The sequence below is a fragment of the Moraxella sp. FZFQ2102 genome (assembly GCF_024137865.1).
Classification (GTDB): domain Bacteria; phylum Pseudomonadota; class Gammaproteobacteria; order Pseudomonadales; family Moraxellaceae; genus Moraxella.
The window spans coordinates 804,708-825,519 of sequence record NZ_CP099960.1; the positions used below are offsets into that span (position 1 = coordinate 804,708).

A 20,812-nucleotide genomic window follows, 5' to 3' on the forward strand; every position below is an offset into this window, starting at 1 on the left:
CAGACAAGTGATTGGGGATGGAATGTGTGCATTATTACTCCTGAGTAATGAGACTGTATTATAGTAAAGATTTCATACATATTGAAAAACAAGCGGTAGGATTTTGAGAAAAATTTGCAAATTATTTTTTCAAATCCCTTGACCTTAACCCTAGGTTAAGCTTTAACATGATGTCCATTCAATCTCAATAAAAATAAGGACATCTTATGAAATTACATAAATTCCCCCGCTCATTGTTGCTTTTAAGTTTAGGCATAACCGCGTTGCTTTTAAGTTTAGGCATAACCACTTTTGCTCAACCACAAACACTTTCTATGGAAGTGTGGAAAAGCCCGACTTGTGGCTGTTGTAATGAATGGATCAGCTATATGCAGAAAAACGGTTTTGAGGTTAAAGTCAACGAAACAGGCAATTATGATGCTCATAAGCGCTTTAACATTAAATATGAACATGCTTCTTGCCACACAGCCGTGATTGATGGCTATGTGATTGAAGGACATGTACCTGCTGAGGATATCAAACGTTTACTCGCAGAAAAACCCGATGCAATAGGCTTGTCTGCACCGGGAATGCCAATTGGTTCACCAGGTATGGACGGTGAAGCATACGGCGGACGCAAAGATCCTTATGATGTTGTTTTGATTAAGAAAAACGGTGAAAGTGAAGTGTTTAAATCCTATAACCAATAGGGGGGAGGAAAGAATGAAACGTCGAGATTTTTTACGTTATGGAATTGGAATTAGCTTAGCCAGTAGCTCGCTTTATAGCCTTGCGAATATGATGAACCACGCACAACATGGCAATATGGCGATGATGCATTCAGTACCTACTGGCCTAATGCCAACTGAGGCAATGCCTTCAGGTTTATCGCTTAATGGGATGTTGCCAAAACTTGCTAATCAATCGACTCAAGCTGGGCTATTCAAAGCCACTTTAAAAGCAGAGCCAATTAAAATTCGCCTCGCAGACAATAAAGAAACGGAATTTTGGGCTTATAACGGACAACTACCAGGGCCACAAATTGAAGTATTTGAAGGCGACACCGTAGAAATTGAATTTATCAATCACCTACCACAACCCTCAACAGTACATTGGCACGGCTTAGATGTACCAAATGAAGCGGATGGTAACCCGATGGATATGGTTGAACCGCAAAGGAAAAAAGTCTATCGCTTTACGCTATCTCAAGGCAGTGCTGGGACATATTGGTACCACCCTCATCCACATGACCATGTTTCCGAACAAGTCTATAAAGGCTTAGCAGGCACTTTCGTTGTTAAAGCGAAAAATGATCCGCTTGCACACCTTCCTGAACAACATTGGGTGATTTCCGATCTGCGTTTAAATGCCGATGGCACCATTCCAGCAAACACGATGTTAGATTGGATGAACGGTCGTGAGGGTGAATTTGTGTTAATCAACGGTCAATATCAGCCCCAGATTCAAGTGAAAACGAATGAACGAATCCGTCTTTGGAATGCCACTAGCGCTCGTTATTTTCGTTTAAACATTCCAGGGGTGAAATGGATTGTGGTGGGTACCGAAGGTGGTTTACTTGAAAAACCTCGCTCGCCTGTTGATGAACTGCTACTTACACCAGCCGAACGCGTTGAAGTGATTATGGTGGGTGAAACGCAAGGAACAGTCAATTTACAAAGCGGTTATTATGATCGCCGTAAGATGATGGTTCAAGAACAGCCTAAAGATCTCACTTTAGCCACAATTCAGGTGAAATCAGAACCTGTTCAGTTACCTGAAAGCTTAAGGTCCTTGCCTAACTGGGATGAGCCAAAGCAGGTTCGCCAAATTCGCTTTAGTGAAAAAATGATGAACCATACGAATATGCCAATGATGAATCACGGTACACATCACGCTACTACAACACCAACGGACAACCCTATTCCACCAATGATGAATGGTATGTTCTTAATCAACGGTCAAACCTTTGATATGAACCGTATTGATTTTGTTACCAAATTGAATGATGTAGGACGGATTTTGCGGACATTCAAAATAAAAAAGAATGTGGAGGTAACAGACAATGGCAAAATCATTATTTGAGGAACTGGGCGGCAAATACGAAAGGCAAGGGGATTATTTGATACCGTGCTTAACTGTACCCGCCGAAGAAGAACAGGCAATAGGCATCTGGGGGCAACGGCATTTAGATTATCTAAAACAGTACCGTAAAGTTACATACACCAATCTTCTTACAAGCGGCAGGCTAAACGCCTACCTTGCCGACATTGACAGACAGGCACAGGAACGCTTTGAAAGGCTCATAGAGGGTATGAAACAGGCACAGGGCATAACGGAACAGCTAAAGGCAGAAAACGCCTTAGAATGGACAGGATGCCTCAATAACATAAGGGCTTGTGCGAGGGAGATTGTGGAAAAGGAAATTATTTTTGCATAAACAGATGATTAGTGGCAGAGGGAAATCCTGCCGCTTTTTCTGCTTTAGTTTGTCAGCTTGACAAATAAAGGGTTAAGGAATATAATTAGATTCAGTATTATACAAGGAGTTAATAAATATGCGGCAAGGTATTCTTAAATAAACTGTCAATTTGATAGTGGGAACAAAAAGTAGCAGTCCCGTTTCACTTTTAATATGGGGCTTAGTTTTTTGTACCCAGTTTAAGAATACTTTTATCATGTAATTTTATATGCCCGAAAACATATAAGTGTTTTGGAGCTATTGGAGTTATTTACCCAGTGATAGGAGTATTTATCACTGGGTATTTTTATGCCCTTTTTTGGGTGTTGATAGGAGGAAAATCACATGAAAATAATTAACTTAGGCATTCTGGCTCACGTTGACGCAGGAAAGACAACATTAACGGAGAGTTTATTGTATACCAGTGGTGCAATTGCAGAACCAGGGAGCGTAGATAAAGGCACAACAAGGACAGATACAATGAATTTGGAGCGTCAAAGGGGAATCACTATCCAGACAGCAGTGACATCTTTTCAGTGGGAGGATGTAAAAGTCAACATTATAGATACGCCAGGCCATATGGATTTTTTGGCGGAAGTATACCGTTCTTTATCCGTATTAGACGGAGCAGTATTATTAGTTTCTGCAAAGGATGGCATACAGGCACAGACCCGTATACTGTTTCATGCACTACAGACAATGAAGATTCCGACAATTTTTTTCATCAATAAAATTGACCAAGAGGGGATTGATTTGCCAATGGTATATCGGGAAATGAAAGCAAAGCTTTCTTCGGAAATTATAGTGAAGCAAAAGGTTGGGCAGCATCCCCATATAAATGTAACGGACAATGACGATATGGAACAGTGGGATGCGGTAATTATGGGAAACGATGAACTATTAGAGAAATATATGTCAGGGAAACCGTTTAAAATGTCAGAACTGGAACAGGAAGAAAACAGGAGATTCCAAAACGGAACGTTATTTCCCGTTTATCACGGAAGTGCTAAAAACAATCTGGGGATTCGGCAGCTTATAGAAGTGATTGCCAGTAAGTTTTATTCATCAACGCCTGAAGGTCAATCTGAACTATGCGGGCAGGTTTTTAAGGTTGAGTATACAGAGCGGAAAAAACGGCTTTCTTATTTACGCCTGTATCATGGGACGCTCCATTTACGGGATACCCTGCTGCTGTCAAAAAAGAAAAAAATAAAGATTACAGAAATGTGTATTCCGTCAAATGGTGAAATCGTCCCGGCTGACCATGCCTGTCCGGGAGAAATTGTTATTTTAGCTGATGATACTTTGAAACTGAACGACATTCTGGGAAATGAAAAACTCCTGCCTCACAAAACACGGATTGATAATCCCATGCCATTACTTCGGACAACGGTAGAGCCGCAAAAGCCGGAGCAAAGGGAAGCCCTGTTAAATGCCCTCGCAGAGATTGCTGATACAGACCCTCTTTTGCATTTTGACATTGATACTGTTACACATGAGATTATACTTTCTTTTTTGGGGAATGTGCAGATGGAAGTCATTTGTGCCATCCTTGAGGAAAAATATCATGTGGAGGCAGAAATAAAAGAGCCTACTGTTATATATATGGAAAGACCGCTTAGAAAAGCAGAATATACCATCCACATAGAAGTCCCGCCAAATCCTTTCTGGGCTTCTGTCGGGTTGTCCATAGAGCCGCTCCCTATTGGAAGCGGAGTGCAGTATGAAAGCAGAGTTTCACTTGGATATTTAAATCAATCGTTCCAAAATGCGGTTATGGAGGGGGTTCTTTATGGCTGCGAGCAGGGGCTGTATGGATGGAAAGTGACAGACTGTAAAATCTGTTTTGAATATGGATTGTATTATAGTCCTGTAAGTACCCCCGCAGACTTTCGGCTGCTTTCCCCTATCGTATTGGAGCAGGCTTTAAAAAAAGCAGGGACAGAACTATTAGAGCCATATCTCCACTTTGAAATTTATGCACCGCAGGAATATCTCTCACGGGCGTATCATGATGCTCCAAGGTATTGTGCAGATATTGTAAGTACTCAGATAAAGAATGACGAGGTCATTCTGAAAGGAGAAATCCCTGCTAGATGTATTCAAGAATACAGGAACAATTTAACTAATTTCACAAATGGGCAGGGAGTCTGCTTGACAGAGTTAAAAGGATACCAGCCAGCTATTGGTAAATTTATTTGCCAACCCCGCCGCCCGAATAGCCGTATAGATAAGGTTCGGCATATGTTCCACAAGTTAGCTTAACAGCTTGCAAAAGTCATATAAAATGAGATTTGAAAGGATTAGAGACTAATTATGATGAAATGCGAATGGATATTGTGTCCTGTTTGTGGGAGCAAAACCCGTAATAAAATTAGGAAGGACACTGTTTTGGAGAATTATCCCCTTTATTGTCCAAAATGCAGACAAGAAAGATTGATTAAAGTTGACAACTTGAAGATAACTGTCATCAAAGAGCCAGACGCTTAAGACGCAGAGCCGATGAAATTGTGGAACAATTCACGAATCATCGGCTCTTTTTGTTTCGTATTTGAAAGAACAAACTCACCAAATAAAAAAAACGATATTCGGGTGGGTTATTTTGTTATACCCTAAATTACCCTCTGAATTTGTTTTTAAATTTGGAGGGATTTTTTTATGTCCTTTTTTCGGGCAGTTATCTATCTGCTCATACGAAGCAAAATTTATCAATACATAGCATATCAGAGAACGGCAGGAAACCAGTTAAAAAAATTTCTGCCAGTGCAACGGTACTTCTCACCTTGAAAGTAGAAGTACAATCTCCATACAATAGAATTACTATTTCCTATAACCGTAAAGGTCACAGAGCCTTTGCGGTTTTTCTTTTGTCGATTTTTGTTGGAAAGTGCCGTAGGGCTGTTTCTGATATGCGGTGTCGTTCTCCGCCTCTCCATCTGGATTTTTTACATTTCAAAAATTCAGATGGGAGGTATTTATGGTGAAATATGCACCAAGAAAGGTATATATCAGAGAAAGTGGCGGCTATGTGGAATTATCCTACACGGAGTTCTGCCGTTGCAGGGAATCCGACCAGACCTATATGGACAAGCTGTTTATCCCCATTCAAGGCTGTCTGCTTGAAGTCGTGAGGGAGCAATACACAGACTTCTACCGTGACAAGGAACGGTGGCGTTAAACGGTAAAACCTTTAAGCCAGAAGGCAGAGCGTTAAAAGATGTGGTTAATTTACGCCCTTATGAAAAAGTGATTATTCGCTTTAAGCAAGGACATACTGGGTTGAAAATGTACCATTGCCATATTTTAGAACATGAAAATCTCGGTATGATGGGGATGTTTAAAGTGGAATAGTGGTATCTAACTATAAAAATAGAGGGATTTTCGTGAAAATTTGTAAATTGCGAAAATCCCTCTGCTTGTCATTATTTATTCCAACGGTTTAACAACGCAACAAGTGAGAGCATCACAGGCACTTCAACCAATACACCGATAACAGTGGCTACATATGAACTTATTTAATAACCTATCTGGTAATTCACTTTCCGGTTATATAGATAATATTTTATGGTCTTGATGCTTTAATAAAAGTGAGTATTTTCTTCTCTTGGTTTTTTATGATTTATTTTTACAAAATTTAATTATTGATCTGCCCCCAAAAAGTTAGACTACGTTAATTCAAGGACTGAGTTCTGTATTGCACAGGGCTTAGCCCTTTTAGTCTCACTTGAATACGCTCGTGATTGTAATAATGAATATATTTGTGAATAGTTTGTTCGAGTTGCTCAAATGTTTCAAATCGTTTACCAAAATAACATTCCGTCTTCAATCGCCCGAAAAAGCTTTCCATCGCACTGTTATCCAAGCAATTTCCTTTTCTTGACATACTTTGCACGATGCCATTTTGTTTCAATATCGCCTGATAACCTGCCATCTGATATTGCCATCCTTGGTCGGAATGTAAAATCGGGCTTGCTCCTTGCGGGAGCTTTGCGACAGATTGTTTCATCATTCGCATTATTTGCTCAAAGTTTGGGCTTCGGGCAAGGTCATAGGCGATAATTTCGCCATTAAATAAGTCCTTAATCGGCGAAAGATAAAGTTTTCCTTCCGCACATTTAAACTCGGTAATATCCGTGACGAGCTTTTCATTTGGAGCGTTTGTGTGAAAATCCTGTCGCAATAAATTCTCGGCAATTTTACCCACTTCGCCTTTGTAAGAACGATATTTTCTCTGCTTACATTTTCCTTTTAAATCAAGCTGTTGCATTATCGCTTGCACACGCTTATGGTTAATTGCACCGAACATTTTTCGCAATGCTAACGTAATACGACGATAGCCATAATTGCCGTCATTTTTGCGATAAATCTCAACAATTTCCTGCCTAATTGCCACATTTTTATCAATTTTAAGCTGTAAATGATAAAAGAATGAACAGCGTTTTAAACCTGTCAAATGGAGTAATATTTCCAAGGAAAAATTTACCCTCAACATTTTCATGATGGCTACTTTTCCGCATTTTTGCTTGGTTGAGTTCCCGCAACTTTTTTAGGTAAGCATTCTCCGCTTCCAGTTCCAAAATCCGATAACGCAAGCGTTCTTCTTCGGTTTTGGGTGGGGGAGGCATTTTCGGGTATTTCGGTTTCATTGCTGGTCGTCCTTTCGGCTTTGGAAATAAGCCGTTTATACCTTGTTTTTCAAAGGCTTGCAACCACTGGCTAATCACCCCTGAATTAGCAATACCAAAATGCAGACAAGCACTTTCTGCAGAAAATTGCCCCTTTTTGACTGCTTGTATGACGGTTAATTTAAATTCTGGGGAATATTTTTGCTTCTTACCCAGTACGGCTAAACTATTGATTCCATTATAGTTATATTGCGAAATCCAACGACGTAGCGTGGAGGCTTTAAGCTGAAATTGCTGGCGAGTGAGTGAGCAATTTTTCCCGTTTTGGAGAAAAAATGCGATCACTTCTTGTTTGAAAGATTGGTTGTATTTCGTCATAAAAAATCTGCACCTTAATCAGTTGGTTTTTAGTCCAACTTTTTGGGTGCAGATCAGACGCTCACTTTGTCGCCGATTTGAAATTCGCCAGCGTCATCGCCCACCGCCACGACCACGCCTGCCCCTGCATAACCCAAAGTCGCAGGGAACACAGGGTCAATCACATACGCCCCTTCCCGATACATCATCTCGGCACGGTTTAGTCCCAAAGCGTGCATTTGGATTTGCACTTCGCCCGATTTTGGGCGGGGATTTGTACATCAACGATTTGCAGGACATCAGGCGAACCTGTTTTTGTAAATTGGATTTGTTTGCTCATTGTTTTGACCTATATTAAAAATGGGCGTATTTTAGCGTTTTAAAATAACAATAAGAATGGCGAAAAATGGGAAGTTGGTTTTTAAAAATGGAAAGATTGGGCGTTTTAGTCCGTCTGAAAAAAATGCCGTCTTAAAAAAGCATCAAAGATGTAGGGTGCAACTTGTTGCACCATTTTCCTGATGAAATATTGGGTTGGTGCAATGACGCACACTGCGAAACTGTTTGAAAAACACAATGCCGTCTGAAAAAGTATTAAAGACCTTTTCAGACGGCATAAAAAACACCGCTTTATCAAAAGCGGTGTTTTTGAGGTCGTTTTGTCATTGGAAGAAGCCTGCGGGGCTGTGGTCTACAACTTGCTTTTGCGCAGCCGCAGTGCGTTGCCGACCACGGATGCCGAGCTTAGGCTCATCGCCAGTGCGGCAATCATCGGCGAGAGCAGCCAGCCGGTAAAGGGGTACAGCACGCCGGCGGCAACGGGAACCCCCAGGCCGTTGTATAAGAAGGCAAATAACAGGTTTTCCTTCATATTGCGCACGGTGGCCTCAGACAATTTGCGTGCGGTGGCAATACCCCGCAAATCGCCTTTGACCAGCGTGATTTGCGCACTGCTCATTGCCACATCGGTGCCGGTACCCATTGCGATGCCGACATCGGCTTTGGCCAGTGCGGGGGCATCGTTGATGCCGTCGCCTGCCATTGCGACCACCCGCCCTTCGTTCTGAAGCCGCTCGATCAGTGCCAGTTTGTCGGCGGGCTTGACTTCGCCGTGCACTTCGTCGATGCCCAGTTTTGCGCCCACGGCGTTTGCCGTGGTCAATCCGTCGCCGGTTGCCATAATGATGCGCAGGCCGGCTGCTTTGAGCGAGGCCAATGCTTCGGGGGTGCTGTCTTTTACAGGATCGGAGACGGCAAGCAGTCCCGCAAGATGTCCGTCCGCAGCCAGATATATCACGCTGGCACCTTCACTGCGCAGGGATTCGGCCTGCTCGATCAGTGGTTCGACGCTAAGCCCGTTCTGCTGCATAAACGCCGTGTTGCCCAGTGCCAGCGCACGCCCTTCAACCACGCCGCTCACGCCGATGCCGCTGCCTGAATCAAACTGTTCGGGTTTGCTCAGCTTCAGCTGTTGTGCCCGTGCGGCCTGCACAATGGCGTCGGCCAGCGGGTGTTCGCTGCCCTGATCCAAGCTGGCGGCCAAACGCAGCACTTCTTCGGCGGAAAAGCCTGCTGCCGCAACGGCACGGTCAAAGGCGGGTCGGCCTTCGGTGAGTGTGCCGGTTTTATCAATCACCAAAGTGTCTACTCGCCGCAAGTTTTCGATAGCGGCGGCATCACGGAACAATATACCCCTGCCTGCCCCGCGTCCTGTGGCGACCATCACCGACATCGGCGTGGCCAGTCCCAGTGCACAGGGGCAGGCGATAATCAAGACCGCAACGGCGTTGATCAACCCGAACACCCAAGACGGTTGCGGGCCGAACACGCCCCAGACAAAGAAAGTGGCAACGGCGACGGCGACAACCGCCAGTACGAAATAGCCTGCCACCCCGTCAGCCATACGCTGCATCGGTGCTTTGGAGCGCTGCGCCTGGGCCACCATCTGGACAATCTGCGAAAGCACGGTTTCCGAACCGATGCGCTCGGAGCGGATGACGAGCGCACCGCCGGTGTTGAGCGTGGCGCCGATGACTTTGTCGCCGGTGGCTTTGCGCACCGGCAGCGGCTCGCCGGTCAGCATCGATTCATCTACCGAGCTTGCGCCCTCAACCACCACGCCATCGACAGGCACTTTTTCGCCGGGGCGCACACGCAGAAGGTCGCCGATGTGGATGTGGCTGAGCGGCACATCTTCTTCAGCACCGCCCGAGCCGATACGCCGTGCGGTTTTGGGCGCCAGTCCGAGCAGGGTCTTGATTGCCGCCGAAGTCTGCGACCGGGCTTTGAGTTCGAGCATCTGGCCGAGCAAGGTCAGCGAGATGATGACGGCCGCCGCCTCAAAATACACGCCGACCCGCCCCATCGATACAAACGATGCCGGAAAGATGTCGGGTGCAGCGGTGGCAACAACGCTGTAAACGAAGGCTGCACCCGTTCCCAGTGCAATCAGCGTCCACATATTGGGACTACGGTTTGCCAGCGACTGCCAACCCCGTGAGAAAAACGGCAGCCCCGCCCACAGCACGATCGGCAGCGACAGCACCAGCTCTACCCAGCTTTGTGCGGCCATATCCATCAGGTTCAGACGCTCGCCGAACATCGCCAGCACCAGCACTGCCGCCGTCAGGGGCAGCGTGTACCAAAAGCGTCGGGAAAAATTACGCAGCTCCGGATTGTCGTCGTCCAATTCAGGCATCAGCGGCTCCAATGCCATACCGCAAAGAGGGCAGTTGCCGGGGCGGTCTTGCCGGATTTCCGGATGCATCGGGCAGGTGTAGCCCGAAGCAGCCGCTGCATCGGACGGTGTCTGCACAGGGCGGTGCTGTCCGTGTCCGTGTCGGCACTCGTGGTGTTTGGGCGGTTTGTGTGTTTCTTGCTTCATCACAATTTCTCCTGTTGGGTTCATAGGGTCATCACCGGTCGTTTACCGAAAAAGCAGGTACGGATTGGGCCGGTCAGAATGACGGTTTTTTCAGGCTGCCTGCAAATACCGATGCCGTCTGAAAAAGCAGAAGGTTCAGAACATCGCTTGCCGATGTGTCCGACAAGTCGGCATCATCATTTCCTTGGGGCTTGTTTTAAAGGCTGCCTGAAAACCCCAAATGCCGTCTGAAAAAGCCTTAAACCTGTTTTCAGACGACCTCAAAAGCACCGCTTTATCAAAAACGGTGCTTTTGCCTTATTGCCCCTACTGTTTTAGCCAGTCTTGCATCAGCTTGATTTCAGGTTCTTGGGCTTTGATGATGTCTTGAGCGAGCTTTTTCATTTTTTCGTCTTTGCCGTATTCTAATTGCACTTTTGCCATATTGACCGCTCCCTTGTGGTGGGGAATCATCGCTTTGGCAAAGGCGACATCAGGGTCGGTCTCATAAATTGCCGTCATCATTTCGCTGTGTGAATTGTCCAAGGCATAGGCTTTGGCGTGTGGGGCGTTGGCGTTTTGGGTGGTCGTGTCTTTGCCATTCAGCCAGCCATTCATCAAGTCAATTTCGGCTTGTTGTCCATCAATAATCGCTTGGGCAAGTTTTCTCATTGTTTCGTCTTTGCCAAATTCAAGCTGTACTTTTGCCATCTCAACTGCTCCGATATGGTGCGGAATCATACCTTTGGCAAAAGCGGTATCAGCATCAGCAAGATTGCCCGCTTTGCTCATCTCATCGCCCATCTTGTTCATCATTGCAAGATAGGCTTGGGTATGGGGCGGAGCATTTTGAGTGTCCATCGCCATAGCAGAGTGGTTCATATGGGCGTGGTTCATCTCTGCGTGCCCGTTTTGGTTATTTGGGCTGTCGTGGGTGGTTTGGGTGTGGTTATTGTCGCCTACCATCGAGTGCGTCGGCACTTCGTTTTTGCCGTCGGCACAAGCGGTTAAAGTCGCCAAAATAAGGGCAAGAGCAGATAATTGTACGGCACGGTTTTTAAACATTTTCATTACAGTTTTCCTTATCAAAATGGGATTTGGCAAACATTGGGCAAACATAAGTCCGCCCAATGTTTTAGCTAATCAATTACTTGCAATCACAATCGCCACAAGTGCAGTTTTGACAAATGCACGGCTCGCCATTTTGGCAGTTGCATTTTGGATTGCAATTTTGCCCTGTGCAAGATTGGCAACCGCAGTGGGCGTTTGGGTTTTTGATGATGTCGTTCATAACAATTCTCCAAATTAAAGGTTGATTATCAAAACAAAAACCGTTTTTAAACCACTAAAAACATTGCTTTTTTGTTTTGATGTGCGTATCATAAACCATAACCTTGCGTTAGGGTCAAGGGTTATTTTTACGGATTGACAATTTTTTACAAACGCCAAAACAAGGAGCAACAATGAACATCGGTCAAGCGTCCAAAGCCACAGGGCTATCCATCAAGCAAATCCGTGATTATGAAAAGTTGGGTTTGTTATCAAACACTTCACGCACATCATCAGGCTATCGCATTTATGATAATGAGACACTAATCCGCCTAAAATTCATCGCCAAAGCAAGGGGCGTGGGCTTTTCGCTTGCCCAAATTGGCGAGCTTTTGGCACTGCAAGACAATCCACACCGCAAAAGCTGTGAAGTTAAAAGCCTGACGGGCGTGCACATTGAATTTTTGACCCAGAAAATCGAAGAACTGACACAGATGAAAGCCACCTTGCAGGCGTGGAGCGACGCCTGCACCGGCGACAACGCCCCCGACTGCCCGATTTTAAAAGGCTTGGCGGAGGGCGGTGAGGATAAGGGCTGACAAAGTTTTTTGGCGGTTTTTTCAGGCAGGGTTAATTTAAGAAGGCCGTCTTAAAAAACACAATTTGTCGTTTTACCGCTGTTTTTTACCGCAAGAAGCACTTATCGGTGGTAAAAAACAGCGGTTTTTGACGCTTTGATGAGAAAAAATTCAGCCTGAAAACCGATGAGCGTTTTCAGGCTGGTTTTTTTGCCGAGCGTTCAAGGATAACTTTGGTACACGCTGTGCGTGCCGTTTTTGCCCAGCAGCAGCACATCGTAGGGGTCTTTTCGGCCGCCGTACGCTTCGCCGTCCATTCCCGGCGAGCCAATGGGCATTGCGGGCACGGCGATGCCGACGGCGTCGGGGCGTTCGGCAAGCAGGCGTTTGACTTCTGATGCGGGCGTGTGCCCTTCGACGGCGTAGCCGTCAATCACGGCGGTGTGGCAGGAGCCGTATTTGGGCGATATGCCCATTTGTGTGCGGATTTGGCTGTTGCCGGTGTCGTGGATTTTCACGCTAAAACCGTTGTCCTGCATATGCTTGACCCATTCGCCGCAGCAGCCGCAACTTGGGCTTTTGTACACTTCCAGTACGGGTTTGGCCTCTGCGGGGGCGGGGTTGGCGAGCATCCAGCCTGCGCCTGCCACGCTTGCCAAGACGGCTGATAGGGCCAAGGTTTTGCCAAAAAAGGATTTGTTCATTGTTTTGCCTCGTCGTGGGTTAAGTGGTTTGGGGATTTTTCAGGCAGGCTTAATCAAGCAAGGCCGTCTGAAAAAGCGGTTCGGGGTTTATTTCACTTGCAACATTGCCATCATTCCCAGATTTTCGTGTTCCAAGATATGGCAGTGGAACATTTTGAGACCCTTGTTTCCTTGGATAAAGCGGATGACGGCGGTTTCGCCTGGGCGCAGGTTGACCGTGTCTTTGCGGGCGCGGTAAGGCGCGGGGGCGGTGTTGCCGTTCAGGCTGGTTTGCAGCACTTCAAACTGCGTGCCGTGCAGGTGGAAGGGGTGATCCATATGGCTTTGGTTGGCCAGCGTCCATTCTTCGACATCGCCTTCGTTGCCGACAAAGTCCACGCGCTTCATATCGAAGGTTTTACCGTTGACCAAAAACACGCCTACCATATCTTGGGGAATGGTGTTTTGCATCGCGCCCGCCATTTCACCCGCCATTGCGCCGTGATCCATTCCCTGCATACCGCCTTGGCTTTGCGTGTTTTGCATCGGCTTCATTTGTTCGCTGAACACCACTTCACGCTTGACCACAGGCGCAGGCAGCGCAGGCAGTGTGCGCAAGGCGGCAGGCAGGGCGGCATCGGCGGGGGTGAATTGCACTTCGCCCAGGTTCAGGTCGGCGGCTTTTTCCTGCACCATCATTTTGCGGCGGTCGTAGTACAGGCTGGTGAGTTCGGCCGTGGTCTGCGCCTGACCGACGGCGAACACTTCCACCCGCTCGGCGGGGGCTAAAAACAGCTCGTCGGCGGGGGCAAGCGGTTTTTCCAAGAGGCCGCCGTCGGTGCCGACCACAATCCACTGCACACCTTTGATTTTCAGGCGCAGGTAGCGGGCGCTGGTGGCGTTCCAGATACGCAGGCGCTCGTTGCCGGAGAGCTTGATTTTCGGGCGGTATTGCCCGTTAATCAGCACGAATTCGCCTTCACGCCCGTTCATCCAGTCGAGCATTGTGTTGGGCGGAATGCTGCCGTCTTCATTCAGGCGCAAGTTGGAAATCAGCCAGTGCTGTTCGCTGTGGGCGAGCACATCGTTTTTGGCTTTGACGATGAGCGTACCGGCCAGCCCTTTGTAGACCTGCTCGGAAACATAATTGTGCGGGTGCGGGTGATACCAGTAAGTGCCGGCGCTGCCCTCGGGCAGGGTGAAGCGGTAGGTTTTGCTCTGCCCCGGCTCTATCGGGTCTTGTGGGTTACCGTCGGCGTCGTTGGGCACATCCAGCCCGTGCCAGTGCACGGTGGTGGGCTGCGGCAGGCGGTTGGTTACGGTGATTTCCACCGTATCGCCCTCGTACACTTCAATCTGCGGCCCGGGCAGCTGCCCGTTATACGCCCAAAACTCAGTTTCTTTGCCGCCCGCCATTGTGATTTTCACCGGCGCGGCCGTAATGGCTGCCTGAAACACGCCCGCCTGCGATGAAGCGTTGGCAAGCCTAGGCAAATCTTTAAGCGGCTGGCCCGAAGGCATCATTTCAGACGGCATCAGTTTTCCCGTTCCCTGCATATTGCCCATACCGCCCATCGTGCCGGACGCCATTTGGTGCCCTTGGCCGCCCATATCCATAGGCTGCCCGTTCATTCCGAAGCGCGACAAGGCATACCAAGACGCGCCCGCCGCACCGATGCCGATGCCGTAGAGTAAAAATTTTCTGCGATCCATTATTTGTCTCCTGTGTCAAGATTGGGGCGGTGTGTTATCTTCACCGCTTCGGTTTTGGCATTGTGCGTGCCGTGGCTGCCGTGTCCGCCGTGCATAAACAGGTGCATCAGGGGGCAGAGCATCAACAGGGCGAAGGGCAAAAGTGCGGGCTTGGCAAAGGCGATGACGGCGAAGGCGGCAGCCGCCAATACCAACAGGGCTTTTTTGTTTTTTGCCAGTTTGCTTAGGGTGTTCATCGTCGGTCTCCTTAAAGGTTTGGGTGAAACGGTTTTTTGAAAACTTGGGCTCAGTGTAAGCCCTTACCCTGCGTTAGGGTCAAGGGCTTTTTTGTGGGCGCCGGGTAAAGTTTTCTTGCCGTTTCTTTACGCTCATAGCCTGCTGTTGTTCAGCCGCAGAGCGTTGGCAATCACCGAGGCGGAGCTCACGCTCATCACCAAGGCGGCAATCATCGGCGAGAGCAGCCAGCCGGTAAAGGGGTACAGCACGCCGGCGGCAACGGGAACCCCTAGGCCGTTGTATAAGAAGGCAAATAACAGGTTTTCCTTCATATTGCGCACGGTGGCCTCAGACAATTTGCGTGCGGTGGCAATACCCCGCAAATCGCCTTTGACCAGACGAAATTTCCGCCCCTGCGTGCTTGATTGGCACGAGTAATTTTTTTGAATTGGCGGTGGCGGTGGCAATTTCTTTGTTCGGTTTGCACTCGGGGGCGGCATTGGCAACGGTGGTCGGTGTGCTGGTGGAAGTGCCTGTGATGCTCTCGCTAATGTGGTGGCTTAATCGGCAGGTAAAATAACGATGTGCCGTCTGAAACTTATTTTTCAGACGGCATATTTACCTTAAAACAATCAAACCTTTACCAAAATCTTCCCAATCTGTGCATTGCTTTCCATATAACGGTGAGCTTCCGCCATTTCATCAAAAGCAAAAACTTTGTCAATTTCTGGTTTTAATTGACAGCTTGCTAAGCCGTCAAACACGAATTTTTTCGCTTGAGCGGGTTTTTCTGGTACGGTAGTGATTTCAAACAATTCATAGCCTCGCACGGTTAAGTGTTTGCCTAAAATTGGGAACACAGGCACGGCGATATCATCGTGGCTTAATGCACCGTAGATGATGTATTTGCCGTCTTGTGTCATTGCGTTGATAATTTTTGCTGCTTCTTTGCCACCCACAGGGTCGAACACTAAATTCACGCCTTTGCCGTTTGTAATTTCTAGTAATTTAGCCGTAACGTCATCTTCTTTGGTGGCAATCACAAAATCCGCCCCTTTCTGTAAAAGCACATCGCCTTTGGCGTGCGTGCGAGACAGAGCAATCACGTTTGCCCCTTGCATTTTGGCGATTTGAATGGCGGCAATGCCTACCGAGATGGTCGCTCCGCCCAATACAACAAAATCGCCTTTTTGCACCTTGCCAAATTCAATCAAACCGCCGTATGCGGTTACAAACATCATCCAACTGGCAGCCGCTTGCTCCATCGTCAGATTTTCAGGGTGTTTTACCACTGCGTGAACAGGCATATTCACGAGCTCGCCATAAGTGCCGTATCGTTGCCGATATTCATCGGCAAGTTTAGAGCGTTTCGACCGTGAACGCTGCATTGCAGTGGAAGCAGATTTAGCCTTAGGGCAAACCATCGGCACCGCATTATCTCAAATCAACGAGCTACAGATAATGCAAAACCTGCCTGACGGCGTGCGCGTGCCATCATCGGGCGATGCGGAAATGATGGACGAAATGTTCAGCCAATTCGGCTTTGCTATGGCGTCTGGCGTAGCGATGGTGTTGTTAGTGCTGGTATTGTTGTTCAAGGATTTCTTGCAACTGCTTACCATTTTGACCGCACTTCCGCTCTCTATTGGCGGCGCAGCAGTTGGCTTGCTCGCCTACGGTGCAGCGTTGGATATGTCTTCTGTGATCGGCATTTTGATGTTAATGGGCATCGTAACTAAAAACTCCATTTTGCTGGTGGACTTCGTGATAGAAAAACGTCAACAAGGAATGATACGCCATCAAGCCTTAATTCAATCGGGTTCGGAACGTGTCCGCCCGATTTTAATGACCACCATTGCAATGGTAGCGGGAATGATCCCGGCCGTGTTTGCCAGCGGTGCAGGCGCGGCATTTAGAGCACCTATGGCAATCGCTGTCATTTGTGGTTTAATCGCCTCAACCTTGTTGAGCCTAGTATTTGTGCCTGTAGTTTATTCCTTAATGGATGACCTCAGAGAATGGCTAGCCCCGAAATTAGCCAAATTAACATCAGTAACACCGGAGGATAGAATCCCAAGAAGAGAAGGATAATCTTTTTGAAAAAATACTGTTTGAAATTTAAATTTCAAACGGTATCTCTTTATCGATGCTGGCGATTAACTGCAATAAGTGGCTTATTTAGCTTATCTTCTGTCATTCCATGCATATATGCATTATACTGCCATACAATAAATTGCTGTTTATATCGCTCATTAATTTCTTCCAAACGTTGTACTTGAGCTTTTAAATTCTTAACTTGCTTTTGCAGATAATCCATTGTTACATTCGGTTCTGGATTAGCTTTAGCACTTTCTTTTATTTTTTGTTTTCGTCTAGTAAAGGCTGTTTGAATATCTGAATAATTTGCAAGAGACTGTCTCTCAATACTTTTAACATTCAGTAGTTCTGCCACTTTATGACAGAGTAAATCCCATGTTAATTTACCCTCCCAAGTATTAATCAACATGATTATATCTTCTAAATTTTCTTCTGTAATAAGAATTTTAGGCATACTATAACTCCATTAGTCTATATAAATCATCGTCTAACTTAGCTGTTTCTTTCTTCTGTATATCTAGATCCATTCCTCTTTCCAACAAAGCTAATTTAATAGGGGAAGGATCATACTCATCAGGCATCCTTAATAAGGAACCATTTGGGATGCTCTCATTTTCTAAGAATTTAATTTTAGTTTTTATGTGAGTTAGTCTCCATCCTAAATTACTTATCCAGCGATCTGCACCAAAAACACCTATTTTATGGTGTTCTTTAGCTTTATTAAATTGTTCGGTTATCTGGGCTTCACACACCTTTAAGATTTCTAAGGAGTGCTCTAAACCTTTAATACAAACAAGCTCTTTACATGTTTCACAATCTCCATGACGAGAACATGGAGACATTGCATAATCATGTTCACAGATCCCTATTTCTGTTACCGTTGCGATTCCAATTCTATCTTTCCCTAAGTCTTCATAGGTAATAGGAAGATTCAAATGAATTTTATCTAAGATAGAAATATCTTCGGGAATGAGTAAATTCCTAACTGATTCACTTTTTTCTTCTTCTGTTCTGTGATCATAAGCCTTGTTATCTGCAACTCTTGCTCGTCCTGCCCAATTAGCTAAAGTTAACTCATCCATTCCTCCTCGTTCAGCTTTTGTACTTAACCAATGTCTTGCATTGTGTGATGGTAATCTTATGAATTCTCCTTTGGATGTGCCTATACAATGTTTTTCCCATAATGATGTTTTAGGACGAGTTTCAGAATAGCAAAACCTATCATTAATTTGATTCACCGTTGGTAACACAAAAGAAAAACTTTTAGGGGAAAAGTCATCATGAAATTCATTTTCTCTAAATAATAATAAAGCTTCAGAAACCTTAACATTTTTATGTTTATCAACATAAGGCCAATTATGAAATTTTGATGTATATTTTTTATATAAAAATTTTCCTAACACCTCATAAGTTATAATTCCATCATTTTCACTTATTAAATTTTTAAACCATTTAGTATTAGTGCTATTTTTGTCAATATCTAGTACTTCAACAATTTCACTTTTAGTTAAAGGCTTTTGGTATAAAGAACGGGATGGCGCAGCCTCTTTATTGTGTAGTGGTTCTTTCCAAAGGCATTGTAGGTCTTGCAGGAGTAAATCTGCTGGGGATATTTTGCGTTTGTGTAGCGTACCGTCAGCGACTTCCCAAATCCCATCATTTATCTTATCAGCACCTGCAACTCCTATAACTTTTCCATCTTTAAATGCACAATATGCAATATCTGATACACACTTACCATTTTCAAAAGTTATAATATTTCTTTAACCCACTCATTAACTTGTTTCATTAAATCATATATATCCATTTGTACCACTGTAGTGGTCAACTAATTCAACAGTCCCTGATAAGTTGATTTTGCTGGAACTGGTGCCAGACCTTGATTGTATTGATGTGGACGAATGTGATTATAATACATCACATAGTCTTTGACATCATTCATTGCACTTTCAACATCACGATAACCGCCTTTTGGCATCCACTCATGTTTAAAACTACGAAACCATCGCTCCATTGGGGCATTATCCCAACAATTGCCTCGGCGACTCATGCTTTGGACTAGCTTGTGTCTGTTTACACAAGCTGTAAACTTGTCACTGCCATAAATACTGCCTTGATCGGAGTGAAAGATCATGTTTGGTGTGTGTTTGATGTTTAGCATGGCATGGTTTAATGCATCAATCACTAAATTTGCATCATGACGATTACCAAGCTTCCAGCCCACTACTTGACGATTGGATAAATTAATAACCACTGCCAAATAATGCCACACGCCGTTAACCTTCAGATAGGTTGTATCACCACAAAGCACCGTTATATGAGGCTTAGGACTAAACTGTCGCTCCAGAATATTGTCAAATATTTGGCCATTGTCTTTGTCTTGATAACGCCATTTTTGCGGTTGTTTGCTAAATAAGCCTTGCTGCTTCATAAGCTTACGCACTAAATACAAGCCAACTGTGATACCTTTTGCTTGCAATCGTGCTTTGATACTGCGTTTACCTGCTGAGCCTCTGCTTTCGTCAAAAATGGCTTTTATGTGAGTGGCGATACCAACATGCTTAGCTGGTTTATTAGCCTGTCGTAACTGGGTATAGTAAGCACTTTCACTGACGCCAAATAACTTACATAAACGCTTGATGCCGTGCGATTTTAATGTCTTAATTGCTTGGTATTTTTGCTCTCGAGAGATATTAAAATCGCTGTAGCCTTTTTTAGAATCAGCTTGTCCTCTTCTAGCACTCTGATTCTATCTTCTAGCTCACGAATACGTTGTTGATCAGGACTGATTGGTTTTGAGCCTGCAAGTACATAGCCTTGATGTTCTGCTTTGACTTGGCTTAACCAGCGTCTAAATGATGTTTCACCAACATCCAATTCCTGACAAGCCTGGGATATGCTGTAGCCTTTGTCTGTGACTAATTTTACTGCTTCTAATTTAAACTCTGCACTAAAGCTTCGTCTTGGTCGTCTCATGGTTTATCCTCATTTTTATGATATTGTACCACTTATTGAGGACTGCGGGATTAGTGTACCACTACACACATTTATAAAACTTTCTTTATTTTATCAACTTGTTCTTCTACTTCTTCCGGATAGTTTTTAACCATATCATCACTTCCTTAATTTTTCATCTTTGCGAGTTCTTATATAAATCTCTTTTCTACCTTTTTCTATAAAATCAGGTCTATTATTTTTAATACCATATACAATAGTTTCTATTGGATAATATTGTTCTACAACATCTTGATATTCCTTTGCTTTTGAAATATCAATATTTCCGTATAATCTTAATATATCTTCTCCAAAAGACACGCCAATTTCTTCTTCACTATCTTCTAGCAAATATATGAAATCACAGTATTCATCTATAATTCCAGAATCTCCAAAATCTATTACACCACATAATCTATTTTCATCATCAAGTAATAAATGATTACAACTAAAATCATTATGGCATAAGCATTTTTTACCATCAAATATAGTTGTACTATTTAATCTTTGCATAAATTCTTCTACATATTGTTTTTCAATATCAGTAAGACTATCATATATTGTTTCTTTAAGTAATTGATATTCTTCTAAAACATTTTGTTTATTGTCTATCGTATATGAACTTATTTCACTATAATCTAAATCGTGCATTTGTCTTAAAAACATAGCAATATCTTGCTTTAATAATTCTTGCTTTTCTTTTGATAAGGCAAAATATATTTCTGGTGTTAAAAAAGTTCCTTTAATTTCTTTATATCCTAAAATAGATAATTCTTCACTTATATATGAATATTCTATATTTGGTATTTTAATATTTGTATTTAATTTTTTGTTTAGAAAATCATATATTGCTTTTTCTTTTTCATACCCTTTTTTCTTATTAGCACTAAATTTGATTTTGAAAACATATTCATTATTTACAATGTATGCTTTGCTGTCATAACCCTCACCAATCAACTTTATACTATCAACAACTATAT

Annotated in this window: 21 protein-coding genes and 4 pseudogenes; 11 read left to right on the top strand and 14 right to left on the bottom strand. The window is 44.6% G+C overall.

Translation table 11 applies throughout. The annotated features are described in order from the left end of the window. Positions 1-206 precede the first annotated feature (206 nt). The 7 genes and pseudogenes from NGM44_RS03860 (at position 207) to NGM44_RS03885 (ending at position 5,788) form a co-directional block, all read left to right on the top strand. Complete coding sequence (locus NGM44_RS03860; protein ID WP_253224320.1) at positions 207-689, top strand: DUF411 domain-containing protein; 483 nt, start codon at positions 207-209, stop codon at positions 687-689. 13 nt (positions 690-702) lie between these two features. Beyond that, positions 703-2,061: a multicopper oxidase family protein gene (locus tag NGM44_RS03865; RefSeq protein WP_253224321.1), complete on the top strand. Its 1,359-nt coding sequence runs from the start codon at positions 703-705 to the stop codon at positions 2,059-2,061. Further along, on the top strand, positions 2,042-2,416 hold the full coding sequence (locus tag NGM44_RS03870; RefSeq protein WP_024399226.1) for a TnpV protein: 375 nt from the start codon (positions 2,042-2,044) through the stop codon (positions 2,414-2,416). Before NGM44_RS03865 ends, NGM44_RS03870 begins: the two co-directional genes overlap by 20 nt. A gap of 366 nt (positions 2,417-2,782) precedes the next feature. Beyond that, positions 2,783-4,702, top strand: a complete 1,920-nt coding sequence (gene tet / locus NGM44_RS03875; RefSeq protein WP_253224322.1) for a TetM/TetW/TetO/TetS family tetracycline resistance ribosomal protection protein — start codon at positions 2,783-2,785, stop codon at positions 4,700-4,702. Between the two features lie 51 nt (positions 4,703-4,753). Then, complete coding sequence (locus NGM44_RS03880; RefSeq protein ID WP_002779755.1) at positions 4,754-4,927, top strand: cysteine-rich KTR domain-containing protein; 174 nt, start codon at positions 4,754-4,756, stop codon at positions 4,925-4,927. A 490-nt stretch (positions 4,928-5,417) separates the two neighbouring features. After that, a pseudogene (locus NGM44_RS10885) lies at positions 5,418-5,612 on the top strand (sigma-70 family RNA polymerase sigma factor); the annotation flags it as partial. 44 nt (positions 5,613-5,656) lie between these two features. After that, positions 5,657-5,788 (top strand): multicopper oxidase domain-containing protein, encoded by a 132-nt coding sequence (locus NGM44_RS03885; RefSeq protein ID WP_371923539.1) that lies wholly within the window; start codon positions 5,657-5,659, stop codon positions 5,786-5,788. Between the two features lie 319 nt (positions 5,789-6,107). On the opposite strand, the pseudogene NGM44_RS03890 reads toward NGM44_RS03885, so the two are convergent. The 3 genes and pseudogenes from NGM44_RS03890 to NGM44_RS03900 all read right to left on the bottom strand — a co-directional run bounded on the left by NGM44_RS03890 (position 6,108) and on the right by NGM44_RS03900 (position 10,186). Then, positions 6,108-7,440, bottom strand: a pseudogene (locus NGM44_RS03890) (IS3 family transposase). A 53-nt stretch (positions 7,441-7,493) separates the two neighbouring features. Continuing rightward, positions 7,494-7,658 carry an alcohol dehydrogenase catalytic domain-containing protein gene (locus NGM44_RS03895; protein WP_013746103.1) on the bottom strand — a complete coding sequence of 55 codons (165 nt, stop codon included), beginning with the start codon at positions 7,656-7,658 and terminating at the stop codon, positions 7,494-7,496. Between the two features lie 452 nt (positions 7,659-8,110). Then, a complete protein-coding gene (locus tag NGM44_RS03900) occupies positions 8,111-10,186 on the bottom strand; it encodes a copper-translocating P-type ATPase (protein ID WP_253224621.1) in 2,076 nt (691 codons plus the stop codon). A gap of 195 nt (positions 10,187-10,381) precedes the next feature. On the opposite strand from NGM44_RS03900, the gene NGM44_RS03905 reads away from it, so the two are divergent. Continuing rightward, positions 10,382-10,534, top strand: coding sequence for a hypothetical protein (locus NGM44_RS03905; RefSeq protein WP_157019751.1), 153 nt, complete (start codon positions 10,382-10,384; stop codon positions 10,532-10,534). Positions 10,535-10,609: 75 nt separating this feature from the next. Here the strand turns inward: NGM44_RS03905 and NGM44_RS03910 are convergent, their stop codons facing one another. Then, positions 10,610-11,353 carry a DUF305 domain-containing protein gene (locus NGM44_RS03910; RefSeq protein WP_253224324.1) on the bottom strand — a complete coding sequence of 248 codons (744 nt, stop codon included), beginning with the start codon at positions 11,351-11,353 and terminating at the stop codon, positions 10,610-10,612. 392 nt (positions 11,354-11,745) lie between these two features. Here NGM44_RS03910 and NGM44_RS03915 point away from each other — a divergent pair, with 392 nt between their 5' ends. Next, complete coding sequence (locus tag NGM44_RS03915; protein ID WP_253224325.1) at positions 11,746-12,150, top strand: Cu(I)-responsive transcriptional regulator; 405 nt, start codon at positions 11,746-11,748, stop codon at positions 12,148-12,150. A gap of 200 nt (positions 12,151-12,350) precedes the next feature. Here NGM44_RS03915 and NGM44_RS03920 read toward each other — a convergent pair whose 3' ends face one another. The 4 genes and pseudogenes from NGM44_RS03920 to NGM44_RS03935 all read right to left on the bottom strand — a co-directional run. Further along, entirely contained in the window at positions 12,351-12,761 is a 411-nt protein-coding gene (locus tag NGM44_RS03920; protein ID WP_317485588.1) for a DUF411 domain-containing protein, read from the bottom strand. A 159-nt stretch (positions 12,762-12,920) separates the two neighbouring features. After that, entirely contained in the window at positions 12,921-14,525 is a 1,605-nt protein-coding gene (locus NGM44_RS03925) for a multicopper oxidase family protein (protein WP_078318301.1), read from the bottom strand. Further along, positions 14,525-14,761, bottom strand: a complete 237-nt coding sequence (locus NGM44_RS03930; RefSeq protein ID WP_025235801.1) for a DUF2933 domain-containing protein — start codon at positions 14,759-14,761, stop codon at positions 14,525-14,527. Before NGM44_RS03930 ends, NGM44_RS03925 begins: the two co-directional genes overlap by 1 nt. 132 nt (positions 14,762-14,893) lie before the next feature. Beyond that, positions 14,894-15,139 (bottom strand): annotated as a pseudogene (locus NGM44_RS03935) (copper-transporting ATPase); the annotation flags it as partial. A gap of 5 nt (positions 15,140-15,144) precedes the next feature. Between NGM44_RS03935 and NGM44_RS03940 the strand changes: the two are divergent. Then, a pseudogene (locus NGM44_RS03940) lies at positions 15,145-15,321 on the top strand (arsenical-resistance protein); the annotation flags it as partial. A gap of 52 nt (positions 15,322-15,373) precedes the next feature. Here the strand turns inward: NGM44_RS03940 and NGM44_RS03945 are convergent. Next, a complete protein-coding gene (locus NGM44_RS03945; protein ID WP_253224327.1) occupies positions 15,374-16,129 on the bottom strand; it encodes a zinc-dependent alcohol dehydrogenase family protein in 756 nt (251 codons plus the stop codon). 4 nt (positions 16,130-16,133) lie between these two features. Between NGM44_RS03945 and NGM44_RS03950 the strand changes: the two genes are divergently transcribed. After that, positions 16,134-16,832, top strand: a complete 699-nt coding sequence (locus NGM44_RS03950; protein ID WP_233437163.1) for an efflux RND transporter permease subunit — start codon at positions 16,134-16,136, stop codon at positions 16,830-16,832. Positions 16,833-16,881: 49 nt separating this feature from the next. On the opposite strand, the gene NGM44_RS03955 is transcribed toward NGM44_RS03950, so the two are convergent. The 5 genes from NGM44_RS03955 to aph(2'')-If all read right to left on the bottom strand — a co-directional run bounded on the left by NGM44_RS03955 (position 16,882) and on the right by aph(2'')-If (position 20,810). Beyond that, positions 16,882-17,292, bottom strand: a complete 411-nt coding sequence (locus NGM44_RS03955; protein ID WP_253224328.1) for a hypothetical protein — start codon at positions 17,290-17,292, stop codon at positions 16,882-16,884. A gap of 1 nt (position 17,293) precedes the next feature. Next, a complete protein-coding gene (locus tag NGM44_RS03960) occupies positions 17,294-18,241 on the bottom strand; it encodes a hypothetical protein (RefSeq protein WP_253224329.1) in 948 nt (315 codons plus the stop codon). A 425-nt stretch (positions 18,242-18,666) separates the two neighbouring features. Then, complete coding sequence (locus tag NGM44_RS03965; protein WP_371923540.1) at positions 18,667-19,530, bottom strand: IS3 family transposase; 864 nt, start codon at positions 19,528-19,530, stop codon at positions 18,667-18,669. Further along, positions 19,491-19,814: a transposase gene (locus tag NGM44_RS03970; protein WP_253222813.1), complete on the bottom strand. Its 324-nt coding sequence runs from the start codon at positions 19,812-19,814 to the stop codon at positions 19,491-19,493. The genes NGM44_RS03965 and NGM44_RS03970 overlap by 40 nt, the downstream gene beginning before the upstream one ends. Before the next feature lie 138 nt (positions 19,815-19,952). Then, positions 19,953-20,810 carry an APH(2'')-If/Ih family aminoglycoside O-phosphotransferase gene (gene aph(2'')-If, locus NGM44_RS03975; RefSeq protein WP_253224623.1) on the bottom strand — a complete coding sequence of 286 codons (858 nt, stop codon included), beginning with the start codon at positions 20,808-20,810 and terminating at the stop codon, positions 19,953-19,955. Positions 20,811-20,812: the final 2 nt, after the last annotated feature.

Coding starts and splice junctions, on each gene's coding strand:
- NGM44_RS03860 (WP_253224320.1), top strand. CDS start 207: ATGAAATTACATAAATTCCCCCGCTCATTGTTGCTTTTAAGTTTAGGC.
- NGM44_RS03865 (WP_253224321.1), top strand. CDS start 703: ATGAAACGTCGAGATTTTTTACGTTATGGAATTGGAATTAGCTTAGCC.
- NGM44_RS03870 (WP_024399226.1), top strand. CDS start 2,042: ATGGCAAAATCATTATTTGAGGAACTGGGCGGCAAATACGAAAGGCAA.
- tet (WP_253224322.1), top strand. CDS start 2,783: ATGAAAATAATTAACTTAGGCATTCTGGCTCACGTTGACGCAGGAAAG.
- NGM44_RS03880 (WP_002779755.1), top strand. CDS start 4,754: ATGATGAAATGCGAATGGATATTGTGTCCTGTTTGTGGGAGCAAAACC.
- NGM44_RS03895 (WP_013746103.1), bottom strand. CDS start 7,658: ATGCACGCTTTGGGACTAAACCGTGCCGAGATGATGTATCGGGAAGGG.
- NGM44_RS03900 (WP_253224621.1), bottom strand. CDS start 10,186: ATGCATCCGGAAATCCGGCAAGACCGCCCCGGCAACTGCCCTCTTTGC.
- NGM44_RS03905 (WP_157019751.1), top strand. CDS start 10,382: ATGACGGTTTTTTCAGGCTGCCTGCAAATACCGATGCCGTCTGAAAAA.
- NGM44_RS03910 (WP_253224324.1), bottom strand. CDS start 11,353: ATGAAAATGTTTAAAAACCGTGCCGTACAATTATCTGCTCTTGCCCTT.
- NGM44_RS03915 (WP_253224325.1), top strand. CDS start 11,746: ATGAACATCGGTCAAGCGTCCAAAGCCACAGGGCTATCCATCAAGCAA.
- NGM44_RS03920 (WP_317485588.1), bottom strand. CDS start 12,761: ATGCTCGCCAACCCCGCCCCCGCAGAGGCCAAACCCGTACTGGAAGTG.
- NGM44_RS03925 (WP_078318301.1), bottom strand. CDS start 14,525: ATGGATCGCAGAAAATTTTTACTCTACGGCATCGGCATCGGTGCGGCG.
- NGM44_RS03930 (WP_025235801.1), bottom strand. CDS start 14,761: ATGAACACCCTAAGCAAACTGGCAAAAAACAAAAAAGCCCTGTTGGTA.
- NGM44_RS03945 (WP_253224327.1), bottom strand. CDS start 16,129: ATGCAGCGTTCACGGTCGAAACGCTCTAAACTTGCCGATGAATATCGG.
- NGM44_RS03955 (WP_253224328.1), bottom strand. CDS start 17,292: ATGCCTAAAATTCTTATTACAGAAGAAAATTTAGAAGATATAATCATG.
- NGM44_RS03970 (WP_253222813.1), bottom strand. CDS start 19,814: ATGAGACGACCAAGACGAAGCTTTAGTGCAGAGTTTAAATTAGAAGCA.